At 65.2% G+C, this 18,444-nt stretch carries 14 protein-coding genes; 6 read left to right on the top strand and 8 right to left on the bottom strand.

Annotated features, from left to right (window positions below; genetic code table 11):
- The first annotated feature begins 48 nt into the window (after window positions 1–48).
- The 3 genes from hrpB to AC4CS3_RS08625 all read left to right on the top strand — a co-directional run bounded on the left by hrpB (window position 49) and on the right by AC4CS3_RS08625 (window position 5,875).
- Complete coding sequence (hrpB, locus tag AC4CS3_RS08615) at window positions 49–2,763, top strand: ATP-dependent helicase HrpB (protein WP_490783085.1); 2,715 nt, start codon at window positions 49–51, stop codon at window positions 2,761–2,763.
- A gap of 69 nt (window positions 2,764–2,832) precedes the next feature.
- The gene (locus AC4CS3_RS08620; RefSeq protein WP_490783286.1) at window positions 2,833–3,585 is read left to right on the top strand and encodes a M50 family metallopeptidase; all 753 of its coding nucleotides are present in this window, start codon (window positions 2,833–2,835) and stop codon (window positions 3,583–3,585) included.
- A gap of 112 nt (window positions 3,586–3,697) precedes the next feature.
- Window positions 3,698–5,875: an elongation factor G-like protein EF-G2 gene (locus AC4CS3_RS08625; protein WP_490783086.1), complete on the top strand. Its 2,178-nt coding sequence runs from the start codon at window positions 3,698–3,700 to the stop codon at window positions 5,873–5,875.
- Window positions 5,876–5,896: 21 nt separating this feature from the next.
- On the opposite strand, the gene AC4CS3_RS08630 is transcribed toward AC4CS3_RS08625, so the two are convergent.
- The 5 genes from AC4CS3_RS08630 to AC4CS3_RS08650 form a co-directional block, all read right to left on the bottom strand.
- Entirely contained in the window at window positions 5,897–6,562 is a 666-nt protein-coding gene (locus AC4CS3_RS08630) for an alpha/beta hydrolase family protein (RefSeq protein ID WP_490783087.1), read from the bottom strand.
- Between the two features lie 2 nt (window positions 6,563–6,564).
- Window positions 6,565–7,185, bottom strand: coding sequence for an L-threonylcarbamoyladenylate synthase (locus AC4CS3_RS08635; protein ID WP_059389303.1), 621 nt, complete (start codon window positions 7,183–7,185; stop codon window positions 6,565–6,567).
- Between the two features lie 27 nt (window positions 7,186–7,212).
- Window positions 7,213–8,013 (bottom strand): ABC transporter permease, encoded by an 801-nt coding sequence (locus AC4CS3_RS08640; protein ID WP_490783088.1) that lies wholly within the window; start codon window positions 8,011–8,013, stop codon window positions 7,213–7,215.
- Window positions 8,014–8,089: 76 nt separating this feature from the next.
- The gene (locus AC4CS3_RS08645; RefSeq protein ID WP_490783089.1) at window positions 8,090–9,076 is read right to left on the bottom strand and encodes an ABC transporter ATP-binding protein; all 987 of its coding nucleotides are present in this window, start codon (window positions 9,074–9,076) and stop codon (window positions 8,090–8,092) included.
- A complete protein-coding gene (locus tag AC4CS3_RS08650; protein ID WP_490783090.1) occupies window positions 9,073–10,158 on the bottom strand; it encodes a LolA family protein in 1,086 nt (361 codons plus the stop codon). Before AC4CS3_RS08650 ends, AC4CS3_RS08645 begins: the two co-directional genes overlap by 4 nt.
- Before the next feature lie 506 nt (window positions 10,159–10,664).
- On the opposite strand from AC4CS3_RS08650, the gene AC4CS3_RS08655 reads away from it, so the two are divergent.
- Complete coding sequence (locus tag AC4CS3_RS08655) at window positions 10,665–12,257, top strand: S8 family serine peptidase (RefSeq protein ID WP_490783091.1); 1,593 nt, start codon at window positions 10,665–10,667, stop codon at window positions 12,255–12,257.
- Window positions 12,258–12,273: 16 nt separating this feature from the next.
- Here the strand turns inward: AC4CS3_RS08655 and AC4CS3_RS08660 are convergent, their stop codons facing one another.
- The 3 genes from AC4CS3_RS08660 to kynA are packed head-to-tail and all read right to left on the bottom strand — an operon-like array spanning window position 12,274 to window position 15,270.
- On the bottom strand, window positions 12,274–13,104 hold the full coding sequence (locus AC4CS3_RS08660) for a PaaX family transcriptional regulator (RefSeq protein ID WP_490783092.1): 831 nt from the start codon (window positions 13,102–13,104) through the stop codon (window positions 12,274–12,276).
- On the bottom strand, window positions 13,101–14,339 hold the full coding sequence (gene kynU / locus AC4CS3_RS08665; RefSeq protein ID WP_490783093.1) for a kynureninase: 1,239 nt from the start codon (window positions 14,337–14,339) through the stop codon (window positions 13,101–13,103). The genes AC4CS3_RS08660 and kynU overlap by 4 nt, the downstream gene beginning before the upstream one ends.
- 46 nt (window positions 14,340–14,385) lie before the next feature.
- Entirely contained in the window at window positions 14,386–15,270 is an 885-nt protein-coding gene (kynA, locus tag AC4CS3_RS08670) for a tryptophan 2,3-dioxygenase (protein WP_490783094.1), read from the bottom strand.
- A 166-nt stretch (window positions 15,271–15,436) separates the two neighbouring features.
- On the opposite strand from kynA, the gene AC4CS3_RS08675 reads away from it, so the two are divergent.
- A complete protein-coding gene (locus AC4CS3_RS08675; protein WP_490783095.1) occupies window positions 15,437–16,903 on the top strand; it encodes an aspartate kinase in 1,467 nt (488 codons plus the stop codon).
- Between the two features lie 112 nt (window positions 16,904–17,015).
- Window positions 17,016–18,434, top strand: a complete 1,419-nt coding sequence (locus tag AC4CS3_RS08680) for a diaminobutyrate--2-oxoglutarate transaminase family protein (RefSeq protein ID WP_490783096.1) — start codon at window positions 17,016–17,018, stop codon at window positions 18,432–18,434.
- The last annotated feature ends 10 nt before the right edge of the window (window positions 18,435–18,444 follow it).

Raw genomic sequence — 18,444 nt, forward strand, 5'->3', positions numbered from 1 at the left:
AGCAGTCCACCTTTCAGGCGCGGATCCGCATATAGGCACAATGGAGGAGTGAAATCCCCACTCGTTCCCCGGAACGCCGAGCTCGCATACCGCCCTTTCGACCTGGACACGATCGGCGCGGGACTCGTCTTCGGAGAATCGCTGGGGGAACTCGCCAAAGCCCTCGGTGCGGGAGGAACGGCAGGAACCGCCGTCGTGCAAGCGCCCCCGGGGACCGGTAAGACGACGCTCGTACCGCCTTTGCTTGCCAATATCGCGCTCGCCAGGACCGCGGCCGATGCCAGGAAAGAGCGCCCCCGCGTGATCGTGACCCAACCGCGAAGGGTCGCCGCGCGCTCAGCCGCTCGGCGCCTCGCAGCCCTCGACGGCAGCCGGCTCGGCGAGCGCGTCGGGTACACGGTCCACGGAGAAAGCCAGACAGGTCCGGGGACCATCATTGAGTTTGTCACCCCCGGAATCCTACTGCGCCGCCTGCTCTCGGATTCGGGCCTTGAGACCGTCAACGCTGTGATCCTGGACGAGGTCCACGAACGTGGCCTGGAGACAGACCTGTTGCTCGGAATGCTCATCGAGGTCCGTGAGCTGCGGGACGACCTCACGCTCGTCGCGATGTCGGCAACCCTCGACGCGCCACGGTTTGCCGCGCTGATTGGGGGTTCCAGCGTCGGAGAAGGCACAGACGGAAAGCACGACGGCGGCAGGCCGGCACCCGTCGTCGACTGTCCGTCCGCGCTGCATCCCCTGCAGGTGGATTGGGCGCCCGCCGTAGTGCCAAGGTTGGACGGACGCGGCGTGACCCGCGCCTTTTTGGACCATGTGGCGGAGACTGCCGGGTCGTCGTACTCGGACACGCTCGCAGCCGATCCGAACGTCGACGCCCTGGTCTTCGTCCCGGGTGCGTGGGAAGTCTCATATGTCGCTTCCCGGCTGCGCGCCGGCCTCGCTGCGAGGGTACCGGACGCGGAGGTATTGGAGCTTCACGGCCAGGCAAGCCCGGCGGAACAGGACCGGGCGGTCTCCGGCCGTGAGCCCGGCGGATCTCCCCGGATTGTCGTCTCGACTGCCCTGGCCGAATCCTCCCTGACAGTTCCGGGAGTGCGGTTGGTCATCGACTCGGGCCTGTCCCGTGAACTGCGGCGTGACGCCAACCGCGGCATGTCCGGATTGGTCACCGTCTCGTGCTCCCGTGCCTCCGCCGAACAACGCGCCGGACGCGCTGCACGCCAAGGGCCAGGACGAGTGGTCCGTTGCTACGAGCAAAAAGCGTACGGAGCCGCACCGGCCCACCCCACACCGGAAATTGCGGCCGCCGACCTGACGGGCGCCGCGCTGGTCCTGGCCTGTTGGGGATCGCCGGGTGGCCGGGGGCTCGCACTTCCGGACGCACCGCCGCAAGGCGCGATGGACGATGCAATGGAAGTGCTGCGGGAACTTGGTGCGATCGACCCGGACGGGCTTGCCACGGACTTGGGAAAGACCCTGGCCAGGGTTCCCGCCGATCCACGACTGGCCCGCGCACTGCTGGATGGTGCCGCCACAGTCGGGCACCGGGCGGCTGCCGAGGCGGTCGCCCTCGTGGCCGGCGATCAACGGGCCCAGAGGGCCGACCTGACGCGCCTCCTGGCCACGCTCCGGACGGGCAAGGACCCAGCAGCCCGGCGTTGGGAGGAGGATGTCCGCCGCATGGAGGCGATCGCACGCCAGGGGGGATCCGGCGTCGGGCCTTCCCTGACCGCACCGCCGAGCCTGTCTTCCCCCGCGAGCGCTGCCGAGGCCTTGGGGTTCGTCGTCGCGCTCGCGTTCCCGGACCGTGTGGCGCGCCGTGTTCCAGGCACCGGCCCTGAACGTTACCTGCTGACGTCCGGGACGCGGGCCGGGCTGCCGGCTGGCAGTCCGCTCACCGGCCATGAATGGCTCGCCGTCGCCGAAGTGTCCCGCGCGGAGGGCCGGGACGCGGCAGGGACCGGCGCCGTCATCCGTTCCGCTGCGCCCTTGGCAGCGGATGCGGCGGAAGCTGCCGCCAGCCACCTCCTGGGCGACACGGTGGAAGCCGAATTCAAACAAGGCCGTGTCACCGCCAGGCAGGAACGGCGGCTGGGAGCGATCCTGCTTTCGTCGACGCCCGTGCGGCCCTCCATCGACGACGGGCGCGTCGCCGTAGCCCACGCGCTGGCGAAGGAAGGTCTGGGGACCATTGGATGGTCGCCGGCTGCCGATGCGTTGCGCCGGCGATTGGCTTTACTGCACAGGGAACTGGGCGATCCATGGCCGGACGTCTCCGAGCCCGCGTTGCTGGCCCGGTTGAAGAAGTGGCTGGCACCGGAGCTCGAAGCGCTCGCGGGAGGCGCTGCGACGAGCGGGATCGACTTGGCCGAGCCGTTGCGGCGGCTTTTGCCGTGGCCGGAAGCGGCCCGTCTCGGTGAACTGGTGCCGGAATGGCTTGAGGTGCCGAGCGGTTCGCGGGTGCGGATCGACTATCCGGACGCGGCGGACGACGGCGGCCGGCCGGTAGTGGCCGTGAAGTTGCAGGAGTGCTTCGGTTGGGCAGAGACGCCCCGCTTGGTCGGCGGACGGGTGCCGGTGCTGTTCCACCTTCTTTCTCCGGCCAGGCGGCCCCTGGCTGTGACCGGCGACTTGTCCTCCTTTTGGTCCGGCCCGTATGCGCAGGTCCGTGCGGAAATGCGCGGCCGCTATCCGAAGCACCCCTGGCCCGAAGATCCGTGGACGGCGCCCGCCACGGCCAAGACCAAACGGAAGATGTGACCTCGGCTCGCAGGCGGTTCCAGCGGCCTGGGAGGCATTCACAGGCTCTTTCCTTAGGATGCGACGGTGATGAACATGGAATTGCGTCCCTCTGACCTGGCCAACGACTGGTGGCAGGCCGTGCTGCGGGGATTCACGACGGCGGAGGTGCCGAACCTCGCGACCCCAGTGGTGTTCGGCATCCTGGCTGCGGCCGTCGTACTGAGCATCCCGCGGGCCACATGGCGTTGGTTTGGCCTTTACGTGACCTTCGTGCATGAATTGGGCCACGCGTTCGCCGCCCTCATGACGGGGCGGGTCGTCCACGGGCTCAAGATCGGGCTGGACCACTCGGGACAGCTCCTGAGCAGCGGGCGCGGTAAGTTCGGCGCAGCCTGGTCCGGTTTCTGGGGATATCCGAGTCCCGCGGTGGTGGGTGTGGCGCTTATCTGGTCCGTGTCGGCAGGGCGGTCGGGAGCGGCCATGTCCATCGGCGCGTTGGTATTGCTGCTCGCACTGATCTTTCTGCGGAACTTCACCGGAATCTTCGTCGCGGTCCTGAGCGCGGCGATTGCCCAACTCCTTGTCATGTTCGCCAACGCCTCGACGGTCAGCCATGTTGTGCTCGGACTCGGCATAGCCCTCAAGGTGGGCGCCGTGCGGGACTGGTTCAAGGTGGCTTCGGTCCACACCAGTCGGCGGGACCGGCTCGCGTCGTCGGATGCCTACATCCTGGCCCGTTCCACCGGGGTGCCGTCCTTGCTGTGGCTGGTGGCTTTCGCCGTTGTCATTGCAGCAAGCGCGACCATATCCGTTCGCCTGGTGTGGGGCATGCTCTCCTAAGCGTGCGGTTTCGGACAGACTGGGTCGATTGCTCTTGCCGTGCGCCGGTCCAGGGTGTGGAATCGGTTAGCAAAGGACGCGGGGGATCCGGCTTCTACTCCAGGAGGTGCTCATGTCGGTGAAAGGCCCAGGCAGTACGACGAAGGGGTCGAACCGGACCAACCCCGATCTTCGACGGGCGGACCCTTCCTCGGCGCCGGCCGATCGGCCCGAGAATATCCGCAACGTCGTCTTGATTGGCCGCTCAGGCGCCGGAAAGACGATGCTGCTCGAATCGCTCCTCTACGCTGCCGGCGTCGTGTCCCGCATGGGTTCGATCGTGGATGGAACCACGGTGAGTGACTCCGAAGCGACGGCCATCCACCAGCAGCGATCCATCGGGCTGTCGGCGGCGCCCCTGGTCTTCGACGACGTCAAAGTGAACCTTCTCGACACTCCGGGCTACGCCGATTTCATGGGAGAGTTGCGCGCGGGGCTCCGTGCTGCGGATGCAGCGTTGTTCGTGGTGTCGGCGGTTGACGGGGTCGACGTCGGAACCACCGCCCTGTGGGGTGAATGCGAGCGCGTTGGCATGCCCAGGGCAGTGGTGATCAGCCGGCTCGACCATCCGCGGGCGAACTACGATGCTGTCCTGGCCGAATGCCGGGCCGCCTTCGGCGATTCCGTCCTGCCGCTTCACTTGCCGGTCCGCAAGGAAGACGCTGTCTCGGGCGTACTCGGGCTGCTTTCGGGCTCGGTGTCGGAGTACATCTCCGGGGAGCCACGACCTGCCGTGCGTCCCGCGACTGCGGCCGAACTGGCCGGCGCGGAGGGTGTCCGAGGGGAACTCATCGAGGGCATCATTTCCGAGAGCGAGGATGAGACCTTGATGGACCGGTACCTCGGCGGCGAGGAGGTCCCCATCGATACCCTTGTGGAAGATTTAGAGACTGCGATCGTCCGAGGGACATTCTTTCCGGTGCTGGCAAGCTCCTCCGTGACCGGAGTCGGCACGGCCGAAGTACTGGAGGTGCTGACCCGGGCGTTTCCGTCTCCGACTGAGCGAAACCTCCCGACGGTAACCGACCTGGGCGGGACACCTGTCCCACCCCTGACATGCGATCCGGATGGTCCGCTCCTTGGTGAAGTGGTGCGGACTACCGTGGACCCGTTCCTGGGACGGGTGTGCCTTGTCCGGGTCTTCTCAGGGACGCTTCGCGAGGACTCTGCGGTGCATGTCGGCGGGCACGGCCTGGCCGAACGCGGCCACCCCGACCACGACAGCGACGAGCGGATCACGCATCTCTACTCTCCGTTGGGGTCCAGCCTTCGGCCGGTACAGTTCGCCGTGGCCGGGGACATCTGCGCGCTGGCGAAGGTGGCGAGCGCGGAGACGGGAGACACGGTTTCCGCACGCGAGGCTCCATTGCTCGTGGAAACCTGGGACATGCCCGAGCCGCTGATGCCTGTGGCGATCGAGGCGGCCTCGCATGGCGATGAGGACGTGCTGTCCAAGAGCCTGGCCAAGGTAGCGGCGGGAGATCCGACCCTGAGGGTGGAGCGCAACTCGGAGACGCACCAGCTGGTCTTGTGGTGCATGGGCGAGGCCCACTCGGAGGCCGTCCTGGACCGGCTGCGCGAGCAAGGGGTGAAGCTGCAGACCGTGGACGTCATCACGCCGCTCCGGGAGACCTTCGCCGCCCAGGCCGCCGGCCACGGGCGCTATGTCAAGCAATCCGGCGGCCACGGACAGTACGCGATTTGCGATATCGAAGTGGAACCCCTCGACCGCGGGGGAGGTTTCGAATTCGTCGACAGGATTGTTGGCGGGGTCATCCCCGGAACGTATGTTGTGTCGGTCGAGAAAGGCGTCCGGTCCCAGATGGGCAAGGGGGTGCGGGCAGGTTTCCCGGTGGTCGACATCAGGGTGATCCTGGTAGGCGGCAAGACGCACAGCGTCGATTCATCGGACGCGGCTTTCCAGGCGGCCGGCGCGTTGGCCTTGCGGGAGGCCGCCGCGGCGAGCAGCATCCAACTTCTTGAACCGATTTCCGCCGTGACGGTCCTTGTGGCCGACGAGCATGTGGGTGCGGTCATGAGCGATCTGTCCTCCCGCCGCGGACGCGTCACCGGGACGACATCCGTGGGCGGAGAGCGTACTGAGATCAGCGCCGAAGTCCCGGAACAGGAACTGCTGCGGTACGCGATCGTGCTGCGGGGACTGACGGCCGGCAGCGGACGATTCCGCCGGGAGTACTTGCGGCACGAGCCGCTGCCGCCCGGCATAGCCGTTGCCACGGCGAAAGCCTGAGGCTCAGCGTCTGCTTCCAGCTCAGCGGTTCTTACGAAGGAACGCTGACACCGGAGCCGCCAATGAGGCGCCCACCTCCGCAGCGCTCTTCTTGACTCCCACGCGTTCAAAGGAATGGTTGCCGCCGTCCCACCATTCGATGGTGGCTGTGGGTCCGATCCGGGCGACCACGTTTTCGAGCAGCTCGGGCGTCGCGAAGGTATCCCGTGTGCCTTGCAGGAAGAGCATGGGCAGCGTGAGCCCGTAGAGGTGCTCATCGCGGAGCTTCTCCGGTTTTCCGGGCGCGTGCAGCGGGTAGCCGAGGTAGATGAGTCCGGCCGCGGACATGCCTTCGGCGACTGCCATCGACGCCATGCGGCCGCCGAAGGACTTGCCGGCTGCCCACAGCGGTTCGCCCTCTGAACGGGACGCCGCTTCCGCCATGACGGCCCGCCAGGCGGCGATTGCGGCCGGCGGCCGGTCCGGGAATTTCTTGCCGGCCTCCCGGTAGGGGAAGTTGAAGCGCAAGGTCGCGACGCCGTCGTCGTTCAACGCGTTCGCGAGGCCGCCCAGGAATGGATGCTCCATGCCCGCACCGGCTCCGTGGGCAAGAACGAGGGTCGCGACCGGTTTGTCCGGCCGGGCGTAGATACCCGAGATCGCCGTACCGTCGACGTCGATCGTGACACGGGATTCGGCGATGCTCATGCTCACTCGAATCGGGAGGGATCGCCGGTGCCGCGCCTGACCACTTCCGCCGTGCCGCTCGAGAAGTCCACGACGGTTGTGGGCTCTGCGCCGGTGTCTCCGGAATCGATCACCGCTTCGACCAGATTGTCCAGGCGTTCCTTGATTTCCCAGCCTTGGGTCAAGGGTTCCTCTTCGTCGGGGAGCAGCAAGGTGCTGGAAAGAAGTGGTTCGCCCAGTTCGGCCAGCAGTGCCTGGACAAAATTGTGGTCCGGAATCCGCACGCCTACCGTCTTCTTTTTGGGGTGCAGGAGACGGCGCGGCACTTCCTTCGTGGCCGGCAAGATAAACGTGTAGCTTCCCGGCGTGACGGCCTTGATGCTTCGGAAGACATCGTTGTCGATCATGACGAACTGCCCGAGTTGCGCGAAATCCTTGCAGACCAAGGTGAAATGGTGCTTGCTGTCGAGCTGCCGGATCGAGCGGATCCGATCGAGCGCTTCCCTATTGCCGATTTGCGCGCCGAGAGCGTAGCAGGAATCGGTGGGGTAGGCGATGAGCCCGCCGGACTGGAGGATATTCACCACCTGGGCAATTGCGCGTGGTTGGGGGTCCTGCGGGTGAACATCGAAGAATCTTGCCATGCCACGAGCTTACGGGCAGGCCCTACTTCAGGACAGGACATCCTTGCTCGTGAATCTGCCATAAGCCAGCGCACCGGCCGCCACGATGTAGCCCGCCTGCAGCAAGGCATTGTCGCCGAAGCTCGTCCACGAGATGGGTTGGCGCAAGAGATCGGCAAAGCCCAACCAGTAATGGCTGAACAGCCACGGGTGCAGCCACTCCAGTTGCGGCAGGTTGTCGGCCACTTGCGACACAACGGACAACACTATGGTTGCAGCCATGGCCCCGACCGGCACGTCCGTAAAGGTGGAAATCGCCAGCCCGATAGCGGACAGCCCCAACAGCGACACAGCAATGTATGCAGCAATCAGCAGGGAACGCACCACGGATTCGCCCACGCCGATCGTGTCTCCCGACAGCAGGGTGACGGGACCCACCGGGAAGAGCGCGACGCCGGCCAGCGCACCGGCGGCGGCCACCGTAAGGCTCGCTGCCAGGCAGAACGCCGCGGCGGCCGCGTATTTGATCAACAGGAGGCGGACGCGTCCCGCCGGGGCGACGAGCAAGTACCTGAGCGTGCCAAGATTCGCTTCTCCGGCAATCGTGTCGCCGGCCACCACTCCGATCGTGAGCGGAAGGAACAAAGGCACGGAGACGATCATTGCCGTGACGCCGACGAAAAGCCCGTTCTGGGTGATGCGATCCAGGAACGGCGGACCGCGCCCCGGGGCCACGGGATGCGAGCTCAGCTTGACCGCGGCGGCGATGAGGATGGGAATCGCTGCGAGCGCCAGGAGCATGGCCCATGTCCGCAGCCGCCTGAACAGCACCGAGAGCTCCGAAGCCATGAGTGACCACGAGCTTGATGGCCGGGGGCTAGCCAGTGAGACGCTGGGCGCGCCGGCCAAAGATTCGGTTCCGTGTTCAGCCGGCAATGTCGAAACCCTCTCCGGTAAGGGAGACGAAACGCTCCTCCAGGCTGGCGTTCTCCACGCCGAAGCCCTGGACCCGGACGCCGTCGGACACGAGGGCAGCCACGATCGCCTCGGGAGCGACTTCGTGCCCCGGTGGACCGGTGCTGACGAGGCTCTGGCCATCGGCACCGTACGAGCCGGGCGGCGGAACAGACAGTTCCGATTGCAGGCCCAGCCTGGAAAGGACACGGACGGCGGCTTCGATATCGGGCGTGTGGAGCCGGATCGTTGCCTTTCCCGCGGCGCGCAGTTCGTGCAGGGTTCCTTGCGCGACGAGCTTGCCCACACTCATGACTCCCACATGGGTGCACATCTGTTCCACTTCCGCGAGGAGATGGCTGGAAACGAACACTGTGGTGCCCCCGGCGGCGAGCGAGCGGACCAGGCTGCGCACCTCCCGGGTCCCTTGCGGATCCAAGCCGTTGGTGGGTTCATCGAGGACAAGCAGTTCCCTCGGACGAAGCAGGGCATGCGCAATCCCCAGCCGCTGCTTCATCCCGAGGGAATAGGCGCGGACCTTCTTAGCTGCGGCATGCGACAACCCCACCCTCTCGAGCGCGTCATCCACCCGCGCGGCCCGGGTCCGCGGGGAGGCATGAAGATCGGCACTGTCCAAGCGCCGAAGGTTCGCCGCCCCCGACAGGAAAGGGTAAAAGGCCGGGCCTTCCACCAGCGAGCCCACGTTCGGCAGCACCGTTGCAAGCTGGCGCGGCATCTCGCCGCCAAGTACCCGGATGTGGCCGCTCGTGGCGGCCGCCAAGCCAAGCAGCAACCGGATGGTGGTGGTCTTGCCGGAGCCGTTTGGGCCAAGGAAGCCAAAAACCGAACCGCGGGGAACTGCAAGGTCAACGCCGTCGACGGCGGCCCGGTGCCCAAAGCGCTTGCTCAGGCCTTGGGTCTCGATCGCCAGTTCAGCTGGCGCGGCCGCCTCCGTCATTTCGTGGCGGCTGCGGACTGCAACCGCTCGAGTGGCACCATTCCCGCGAAGACGCGGCCGTCGTCGAGCACCAAGACAGTTGCCAAGCTGGTCGTCAGCGCACGGCCACCCGCGACCGGCTGGGTGAGCTGGGCCAACATCGGAGCCGAGCGGACATCCGTGGGGACCGTGCCCGAGGGCAGGGCGATCACTGTGTCCCAACCGGTGCCTGTGATCGTTGGCCGGCCGGCTGTTGCGTTTGCCTCCGGTGCCTGCCCGGTCTTCCCGGGGAGGGCACGCGGCTGCGGGGTTGCTTTCTCTTCAACCGCGGCACCGCGCGGCGGGGTGAAGCTGAACACGGCGGCGTCGGGCGCTGACAAGTTCAGCTCGGTGAATGCGAGCGAAAAGGCCGCTGCGGCTTGGCCGCGTGCCCGCACGTCGACGCCGAGCGGCAGGCCCGAGGCGGAGTCAACGGCGATTGTCACGGAATCTACGAGCGTCGCGGTACTGCGCGGCTTGATCACCAATTGGTAGGCCGTGTGGCCGGCCACCGTGGTTCCGTCGCCCACTGTCACGTCCGTGGTGGGCCCGACGGCGGCGAGGAAGTGCTGCGCGACGACGTCAGGAGTGGTTGCCCCCGGAGTCGGGGTCGCGTGCGGGGTCGCTGCGCGCGCCGGTTCAGCGGGCATCGTCATGTGCGCCGCACTGTTGTCGGCCGAGTTGTAGAGCCAGAGATCGTTTCCATTGCGGACGACGTCGCGCTCGGCGAGCATGTCCATCACTTGGAACCTGGCCTTGGCGGGGCCGTCCAGATAGACCCGGGCCGTGTGTGAACCGCTCAAAAGCTCGATGACCGAAGCCGGACCCTGGGTTGCAGTCGGCCCGACGGAGGGGAGCTGGGGGAGTCCCAGTTCGGAACTTTGTTGAAGGGTTCCGGACAAGGAGTGGACGTCGGCGCGGCCGATCATCGCGATAATTTCCTCTGCCGTTTTGTGCGGCAGACTCGTCGCGGCCCCTGCCTGGTAGGAACCAGCCAGGGCAGCCGCAGCAAGCGCTACCGGAACCAGCGCAGCTGGCAACCAACGCAACCAAGAGCGGGTCATGGCAACCTCGCGAACCATCCACCATCGGCGAAGTTCATGCTTCCAGAGTACGCCTGGTGTCCGGAGTGATCACGTGCCTCGTTGAGGAAGGAATATTTTCACTTTGGGCCGCGTCCCCGACTTTTACCGAAGAATCCAAAGTTCAACCAAGGATCGCCGCAGTTTCCTCATTGAGGGGTTTGCGCGAACTAAGCTTGGTCCAGCTAGCTCCTGGTTTGAGCGTCCGGCCCGACACCTGAAGGAAGTCCAAAATTCGTTCCGCGTCCGTTTCTCGTCATATCCTGTCGCTGCTGCTGGCCACCTTCGCTGTGGCCTTTTCCGGAGTTTCCGCGGGAGCCGCCTCGCCGATCCCATCAATCCTGGCAAGCAGTGCGAAGGATGATGGACATTCCCGCTACATCGTGAAGTATGCGGCTGGAACGGATGCCGCGGCGGGGGCGCAATCCTTGCGTTCCAGCAACGTCACGGTCGCAAGGACTTTTACGAATGCGATGCAGGGGGCCGTCGTGACCGCTACCCCGGCCCAAGCGGATGAGCTGAAGCGTTCCGGGCAGGTTGCCGCCGTCGAGGTTGACGCACCGCTCAAGGTGTCGGCTACCGAGCAAGGCGCGCCGTGGGGATTGGACAGGATCGACCAGCGCACCCTGCCGTTATCCGGCACCTATACCCCCGTTGCTTCGGGTGCCGGGGTGGTCGCCTACATGATCGATAGTGGTGTGCTTGCAAGCCACACCGAGTTCGGTGGCAGGGTGGCAAACGGCTGGACTGCGATAGCCGACGGCCAGGGAACAAACGACTGCGATGGCCACGGCACCCACGTCGCCGGAATTGTCGCGGGCCAGACGTACGGAGTTGCCAAAAGTGCCACGATTGTGCCCGTGCGCGTCGTCGACTGTACGGGCAGCGGGTACACCTCCGACTTGATTGCCGGACTCGATTGGGTTGCGGCAAACCACGTTGCCGGTACACCGGCCGTGGCCAATATGAGTATCGGCGGCCCTCCCAGCCCTATGGTCGACGCCGCGGTGCAGGGTCTCATCTCCAAGGGCATCACTGCGGTCGTCGCGGCAGGCAATGCCACGACAGACGCTTGTAATACTTCCCCCGCACGGGTCCTGGACGCCCTTACCGTCGCCGCGAGCGACTCCTCGGACCGGCAGGCGTCCTTTTCCAACTTCGGCAACTGCGTCGACCTTTATGCTCCAGGAGTGGGCATCACGTCAGCTGGGATCGCATCGAACACCGCCACGGCCGTCATGAGCGGAACGTCTATGGCGGCTCCGCACGTCACGGGCACAGTGGCGGCCCTGTTGTCCTTGTACCCGCGGTTGTCTCCGTCCGCCGTCGGGACGCTCCTGCTTTCTGAAGCCTCGTCCGGCGTCGTTTCCGGCTCCAGCCCGGGAACTCCGAACCGCCTGCTGTTTTCGGCGGCACCCACACCTGCGTCCGTTGACGCTGCGACGACGATCACGACGGCGGCTGCCGCATCCCCAAGTGTCGGTGCAGCGGCCTCTGTGATGGTCTGTGGATTGCGCAACGATGGTTGCTACGAGATGTATCAGGGGGGTGCGATTGTCTGGTCCCCTGCGACCGGGGCGCACGTGAGTGTCGGGGGAATCCGTGCGGCTTGGGCTTCTACCGGTTATGAGAACGGCCCGCTCGGCTACCCGACGACGAATGAAGTGTGCGGGCTGCGGGACGGCGGTTGTTACCAGATGTATCAGGGTGGTGCGATTGTCTGGTCTCCCGCGACCGGGGCGCACGTGAGTGTCGGGGGAATTCGTGCGGCTTGGGCTTCTACCGGTTATGAGAACGGCCCGCTCGGCTACCCGACGACGAATGAAGTGTGCGGGTTGCGGGACGGCGGTTGTTACCAGATGTATCAGGGTGGTGCGATTGTCTGGTCTCCTGCGACCGGGGCGCACGTGAGTCTCGGGGGAATTCGTGCGGCTTGGGCGGCAACCGGTTACGAGAACGGCCCGCTCGGCTACCCAACGACGAACGAATACCCAGCCGGAAACGGCGGGGTGGTGCAGAACTACCAAGGCGGGCGCATCGCATGGACCCCCACAGCGGGAACGACTGTGACCTACGGCTGAGGAGGAACTGGACCCGCTACCCTTCCAGCGTCCTCCGCACGAAGTCCGCGCTAGGCCGTGAATAAGCGGACCCGAGGCGCTCGAAGAGCGCGATTCCAGCCATGCCAGGCCAATCCTCGGGAAGGAAATCCGCCGTCAGTCCCGGATCCAAGTACGGAATGATCCGCCAGCGGTCGATGCATCGGACATAACGCGCGAAGGTTTCGGCCGAGGCCGGGCCGTCGTCGTCGGCCGCGGAACCATGATGCCGGATGAAGTCGCGATGCAGTTCTGCGACCGCATCCAGGTCCCACCATGCGGATGCGGCATCGCGGAGGCTGCCGCCGACCAGGGGAGTGTCCGCGACGAACAGCGTGGCCATACCGCGCAGCTCCAGGTCCTCCAGGATCTCCTCCACTTCCTCCCGAAGCGAATCCGGGCAGATCCACAGCCCGGCTGCCACCGTGCCGCAGCCGATCCAGTGCAGTCGCCGCCGCAATTGGTGCCGCTTTTCCCGTTCCGTCTCCGGAATGGAAAAGGAAACGAGGCACCAGCGGTCCGCGGAGGACATGTGGCGTGGGTTGAATATCCGCCTGTCGCCGCGGGCAAGCATCGATGCGGCGCCCTCGGTGACGGCGAAGCCGGGAACACCATGACGCACCTGAGGAACGACGATTTCCTTCTTCTTCAACCGTGACAATGCCGTCCGGGAAACAGCCGCGGTTACATCAAGAGCCTCCAAGAGGGCGATGATGTGCCTCGTGGACATCCATCCGCCGGCATCGCGCAGGTACAGCCCGATGACCGTGCGAAGCAACGACGTGGTACTCCCGGGCCGGGAGTCCATGTCGTCGAGGACAGCGCTCACAGGAGTTCGGTGAGGGCGTCCCGGATGGCTGTCACTCCCAGCTCAACCTCCGCGTAGCTGGTGCTGAGCGGTGAGAGGCCGATCCGCAGTCCGTGCGGGGGACGGAAATCGGGAATGACACCGCGTTCCCAGAGTGTCTGGGTCACCTCGGCGAACAAGGGATGGTCCACCGTGATGTGCGAGCCACGCTCTGCGGTGTTGCGCGGGCTGACAATTTCGACGCCGAGGGGGACCAGCATGTCCTCAGCCAAGGCGATTGCGTACTCCGTCAGCTTGATGGACTTCTCCCGCACGGCATCCATGCCCACTGATGCGATCAGCTCAACCATGTCCTTGAGCGGTTGCATGGCCAGCACCGGGGGAGTGCCGGTGATGAAGCTTCGGATCCCTTGTGCCGGTTTGTAGCTTTCCGTCATGCCGAAGGGGTTGTCGGCGCCCATCCAGCCCCAGATCGGCTGCTGCAGGCGGTCCTGCTGCGAAGCGTTGACGTAGGCGAACGCGGGGGAGCCCGGGCCGCCATTGAGGTATTTGTAGGTGCAACCCACGGCAAGGTCCACATCCCAGGCGTCGAGTTCGAGGGGCACCGAGCCTACGGAGTGGCACAGGTCCCAGAGCATGAGCGCACCGGCTTCCTTGACCATCGCGGTGATCGCCGCGGCATCCGCCAGGAAACCGGAACGGTAAGCGACGTGGCTGAGTACCACGACGGCGGTCCGCTCGCTGAGCAGTCCCTCGAGGTCTGCGGTCCGGACGCCGCTGGCCGGATTTGAAGCAACCCACTTGATAGTGGCGCCCTTCTCCGCGGCGATGCCCTCGATGATGAAACGGTCCGTGGGGAAGTTGTCCCGGTCCACGACGATCTCATCACGACCCGGTTGGGCGTCGACCGCTGCCCGGATGAGCTTGTAGAGCATCACGGAAGTGGAATCTCCCACGGTGACCTGGCCGGCGGCAGCCCCCAGGGTGACGACGCCGATCCGGTCGCCCACCGTGGTGGGCTCGTCCATCCACTGTTCGTCCCAACCACGGATGAGGCGGCTGCCCCACGCCTCTTCGACGAAGGACGCGAGCTTCGCCGACGTCGCTTTGAGCGGCCTGCCGAGCGAGTTCCCGTCGAGGTATGCGGTGAGCTGGCCGTCCGCCGGGGCGTAAAAGGCCTCACGCTGCCCGGCGAGGGGATCCGCGGCGTCGAGCTCTCCCGACGTCGGCCGTTGCGTTTGCTGTGCGCTGTTCATGTCTCTCCTGAAGAAAACTTTGGGGTTGCTGGAACGGGGTTGCTGTTCAGTTGCCGATCTCGGTGCGGACGGCGTAGAGCTCCGGGAAGAAGGTGAGGTCAAGGGCCCTCTTGAGGAAGTCGACGCCGGACGAGCCTCCCGTCCCCACCTTGAATCCGATGGTCCGTTGCACCGTCCGTAAGTGGCGGAAGCGCCAGGCGTGGAAGTTGTCCTCGATGTCTACGAGGTCTTCGCAAGCTTCGTAGAAACCCCAGGGCGTAGCTTCTGATTCGTAGATCTCCTGGAAGACCGGGACGAGGTCCTTCCGGAACGTCCACGGTTCGCTGGTGTCACGTTCCAGGATTTCGGCGGGAACGGCATAGCCGGCCCGCGCCAGCACTGCGAGGAAGGCGTCGTAAAGCGTCGGCTCCTCCAGGAGCGTGCTGAGCTGGCTGTGCGCCGCCGGATCGCTCTCGAAGACCCGGAGCATGCCGCGGTTCTTGTTGCCCAACAGGAATTCGACGGCCCGGTACTGGTGGGACTGGAAGCCTGACGAGCTGCCCAGGAAGCGCCGGAATTCGGAGTACTCGCGGGGAGTGAGCGTGCCCAGGACAGACCACTGTTCGGTCATGGTGCGCTGGATCGCCTTGACGCGTGCGATGCACTTGAGGGCTTTGGCCAGGTTGTCCGCATCAAGGAGCCGGCGGGCTTCGAGGAGTTCATGCAGGACGAGCTTGAGCCACAGTTCGCTGGTCTGGTGCTGGATGATGAACAGCAATTCGTCATGGTGTTCCGGCGTGCTCAACGGGTGCTGGGCCGTGAGCAGGCGGTCCAGATCCAGATACCCGCCGTAGGACATGGCCTGGCTGAAGTCGGTGCGGACCGAATCCTCGATGGGCCTGATGTTTTGGGCCCTGATGTTCTCTTCGGAGTGGCCGGTGCTGTTTTCCATGCATTGAGATTATCACTTTTGTGACGAACGTCAAGATAGTGATAATCCGCGAAGCGCTGGCTCCCCGTGGCGTTCCAAAGGTTCGTTTTTGTTGCCTAGGTGAACCGCCCGCGAGGTCTATACGTTGTAAGATCGGCAAGGGGGTATGCGGGCTCCAGGAGGCTCCATGTACCAGCAGACAGTCAGCATTCGGGATCTACCAGCAGACAGTCAGCATCCGGAGGTGGACGGACCAGAACGCTTCCCCGGTCTCGAACAGACGGCGCTACGCACGCGTACCAAGCTTCGGGCCCGGGACCTCATAGTGCAGAAATACGGAGGCTCCTCCGTAGCCGATGCAGCAGCCATCAAACGAGTGGCCCGGCGGATCGCGGAGACCCGGGAGGCCGGACACCCGCTGGTGGTCGTGGTTTCGGCCATGGGCGACACCACCGACGAACTGCTTGACCTGGCCGTGTCACTCAGCCCCAGTCCTCCCGCCAGCGAACTTGACGCGTTGCTGACCACAGGTGAACGGATCTCCGTGACGCTCCTGGCGATTGCCCTGTCCGACCTTGGTGTCCCTTCCCGGACCTTCAGCGGAAAGAAGGCCGGACTGATTACCGACGGCATCCACGGCAAGGCGCACATCGTCAACGTTGACCCGCACCATATCCGCGCCTGCCTGAAACGCGAAGAAGTTGCCATCGTGGCTGGTTTCCAAGGGAAGGGCCTCAAGAAGAAAGAGGTCACCACGCTGGGCCGGGGCGGTTCGGACATCACGGCCGTCGCCTTGGCCGCCGCGTTGGGTGCCGGTATGTGCGAAATCTATACCGACGTCGACGGCGTTTATACCGCGGACCCGCGGGTCGTTCCCCGCGCGCGGAAAATCGATGTCATTTCAAACGAGGAAATGCTGGAATTGGCTGCGTCCGGTTCCAAAGTGGTGCATGCCAGATGCCTTGAGTATGCCCGCCGTTTTGGCGTCCCCATCCATGTGCGTTCGTCTTTCAACCGTGTCATGGGAACCCTGATCCTCCCAAGCCAGGACCAAGAGGCGGTGTGGGACCACAAGCCGGTCTGGGAACGGGCTCCGGCCGTTGAGCAGCCAGTGGTATCTGCAGTTCTCTGTGACCGGTCCGTGGCGAAGCTGAAGGTCATAGGCGTTGCGGATGGCGTGGGAAAGTCCGCGGAAATCTTCGGGCTTCTTGCCGATGCGCGCGCCCAGGTTGACATGGTCGTTCAAAACAGCTCGTCCGCGCGCGCCGGCGGCAGAGACATTTCGCTGGCGATTCCCAGCCGGGACGGATTCCGTGTCCGTGAGGCCTTGTCCATTGCCCAGGGGGCCATCGGCTTCATCGACCTCCAGTACGACGGCCAGATCGGCAGGCTGTCGCTGATCGGAGTGGGCCTGCGCACTGACGCCCAGGTCTTTTCGCGGCTCTTCAAGGCCCTTTCGGACGTGGGAGCCGAGATCGAGTTGATCTCGGCGTCCGACGTGCGCATCGACGTCGTTGTCCGCGCGGCAGTGCTCGAGGACGCGCAGCGCGCCGTGCGGTTCGCCTTCGGGCTCGATCATGCAGGACTGGATCATGCAGGACTGGATCATGCAGGACTGAACCAGGCAGGGGAGGAGGCCTCCAAAGCGCCGTAGCGGGGCCGCAGCATCGGCGCCCCATCCTCCCCGCCTCGCCAAGGCACGGCCGCGGGAAGCGCTCAATCATTGATCCGCCTCGGCGGATCCCCGGGATAAGGACCCGATCGCCATGAACACTCTCCCGCAGCAGGCTACCTTGACCTCGGCACATGTAACCGGGCCCCTGCCAGGACCCGGATCTGCCGAGTTGTTGGCTCGCCAGGAACTCCACGAATCCAATGCCCGTACTTATCCGCGGCATCTTCCCATCGCGATTGCCGAGGGCTCCGGTGCCTTTGTGCGGGACGTCGATGGCAATGTCTTCATTGATTTCCTGGCCGGTGCCGGGGTTTTGTCCCTCGGGCACAGCCATCCGGAACTGGTCGAGGTCGTGGCGGAACAAGTGCGGATCTTGAGCCATGGGCTTGATTTCCCGACGCCGGTGAAGGACGCCTTCACGAGCGCACAGCTGTCCATGCTTCCTTGGGGACTTGGCGATCGGATGAAGATCCATTTCTGCGGACCGACCGGTGCAAATGCCGTGGATGCTGCGATCAAATTGTGCAAGACAGCCACCGGACGCGGGGACATCGTGTGCTTCCAGGGAGCATTCCATGGCAGCAGCGCCGTGGGGATGGCGTTGACCGGACTAGTTGAACAGAAGCAACCGGTGGCGAACGGGATGCCCGGAGTGCACTTCTTCCCCTATTCCTACTGTGCACAGTGTCCCGTAGGCCTGCGCCCGGAGACTTGTGCGACCAACTGTGTCCAATTCTTCGAACATTCCCTCAAAGACCCGCTCGGGGGCATTCCACTTCCCGCAGCCGTCATCATGGAAATGGTCCAGGGCGAGGGGGGAGTTGTACCGGCCACCGTCGAATTCGCGCGAACCGTGCGCAGGGTGACCCGTGAGCTGGACATCCCGCTGATTATCGATGAGATCCAGACCGGGTGCGGGCGCACCGGAACGTGGTTCGCGTTCGAGCAGTACGGGATCGAACCCGATGTCATCGTGGCATCCAAGGCCCTTAGCGGAATAGGCCTCCCCGTTGCGCTGATCATCTACAACACGGACCTCGACCGCTGGCTCCCGGGTGCCCACACCGGGACATTCCGCGGAAACCAGCTGGCATTCGCCGCGGGGGCCGCAGCCGTCGAGATCATCCGGCGCGACGACGTTCTCGGCAACGTCCGTAGCCGTGGCGCGCAGATTGCCCGGCTCCTCGCGCCCTTGACCGCCAACCCCTGGGTGCGCGAGGTACGGGGCCGGGGCCTGATGTGGGGAATCGAGCTCTGCGATCCGGGGACAGGACGTCCTGCCGGACACCTGGCCCGCGCAGTGCAGCGAAATGCCCTGGAGCGGGGCCTGATCCTAGAATGCGGCGGGCGGGACGACTGCGTGGTCCGGCTCTTGCCGCCGCTGAACATCGCGGAGGAACTCGTCGACGCCGCTTGCGAGCTGCTGCTGGCTGCCATTGCCGAACAAAGTTCCATTGCCGACCAGCGTGCCATTGCCGGACACAGGACCACGACAGGCGCGGCCAGATAAGGCCAGGCAC

Source organism: Arthrobacter sp. SE2, from assembly GCF_058244265.1.

Excerpts from the sequence above, each read along its gene's own strand:
- AC4CS3_RS08640 (WP_490783088.1), bottom strand. The coding sequence starts at position 8,013 with ATGGCTTCGGAGCTCTCGGTGCTGTTCAGGCGGCTGCGGACATGGGCC.
- AC4CS3_RS08645 (WP_490783089.1), bottom strand. The coding sequence starts at position 9,076 with ATGACGGAGGCGGCCGCGCCAGCTGAACTGGCGATCGAGACCCAAGGC.
- AC4CS3_RS08625 (WP_490783086.1), top strand. The coding sequence starts at position 3,698 with ATGTCGGTGAAAGGCCCAGGCAGTACGACGAAGGGGTCGAACCGGACC.
- kynU (WP_490783093.1), bottom strand. The coding sequence starts at position 14,339 with ATGAACAGCGCACAGCAAACGCAACGGCCGACGTCGGGAGAGCTCGAC.
- AC4CS3_RS08620 (WP_490783286.1), top strand. The coding sequence starts at position 2,833 with ATGAACATGGAATTGCGTCCCTCTGACCTGGCCAACGACTGGTGGCAG.
- kynA (WP_490783094.1), bottom strand. The coding sequence starts at position 15,270 with ATGGAAAACAGCACCGGCCACTCCGAAGAGAACATCAGGGCCCAAAAC.
- AC4CS3_RS08630 (WP_490783087.1), bottom strand. The coding sequence starts at position 6,562 with ATGAGCATCGCCGAATCCCGTGTCACGATCGACGTCGACGGTACGGCG.
- AC4CS3_RS08675 (WP_490783095.1), top strand. The coding sequence starts at position 15,437 with ATGTACCAGCAGACAGTCAGCATTCGGGATCTACCAGCAGACAGTCAG.
- AC4CS3_RS08680 (WP_490783096.1), top strand. The coding sequence starts at position 17,016 with ATGAACACTCTCCCGCAGCAGGCTACCTTGACCTCGGCACATGTAACC.
- AC4CS3_RS08635 (WP_059389303.1), bottom strand. The coding sequence starts at position 7,185 with ATGGCAAGATTCTTCGATGTTCACCCGCAGGACCCCCAACCACGCGCA.
- AC4CS3_RS08650 (WP_490783090.1), bottom strand. The coding sequence starts at position 10,158 with ATGACCCGCTCTTGGTTGCGTTGGTTGCCAGCTGCGCTGGTTCCGGTA.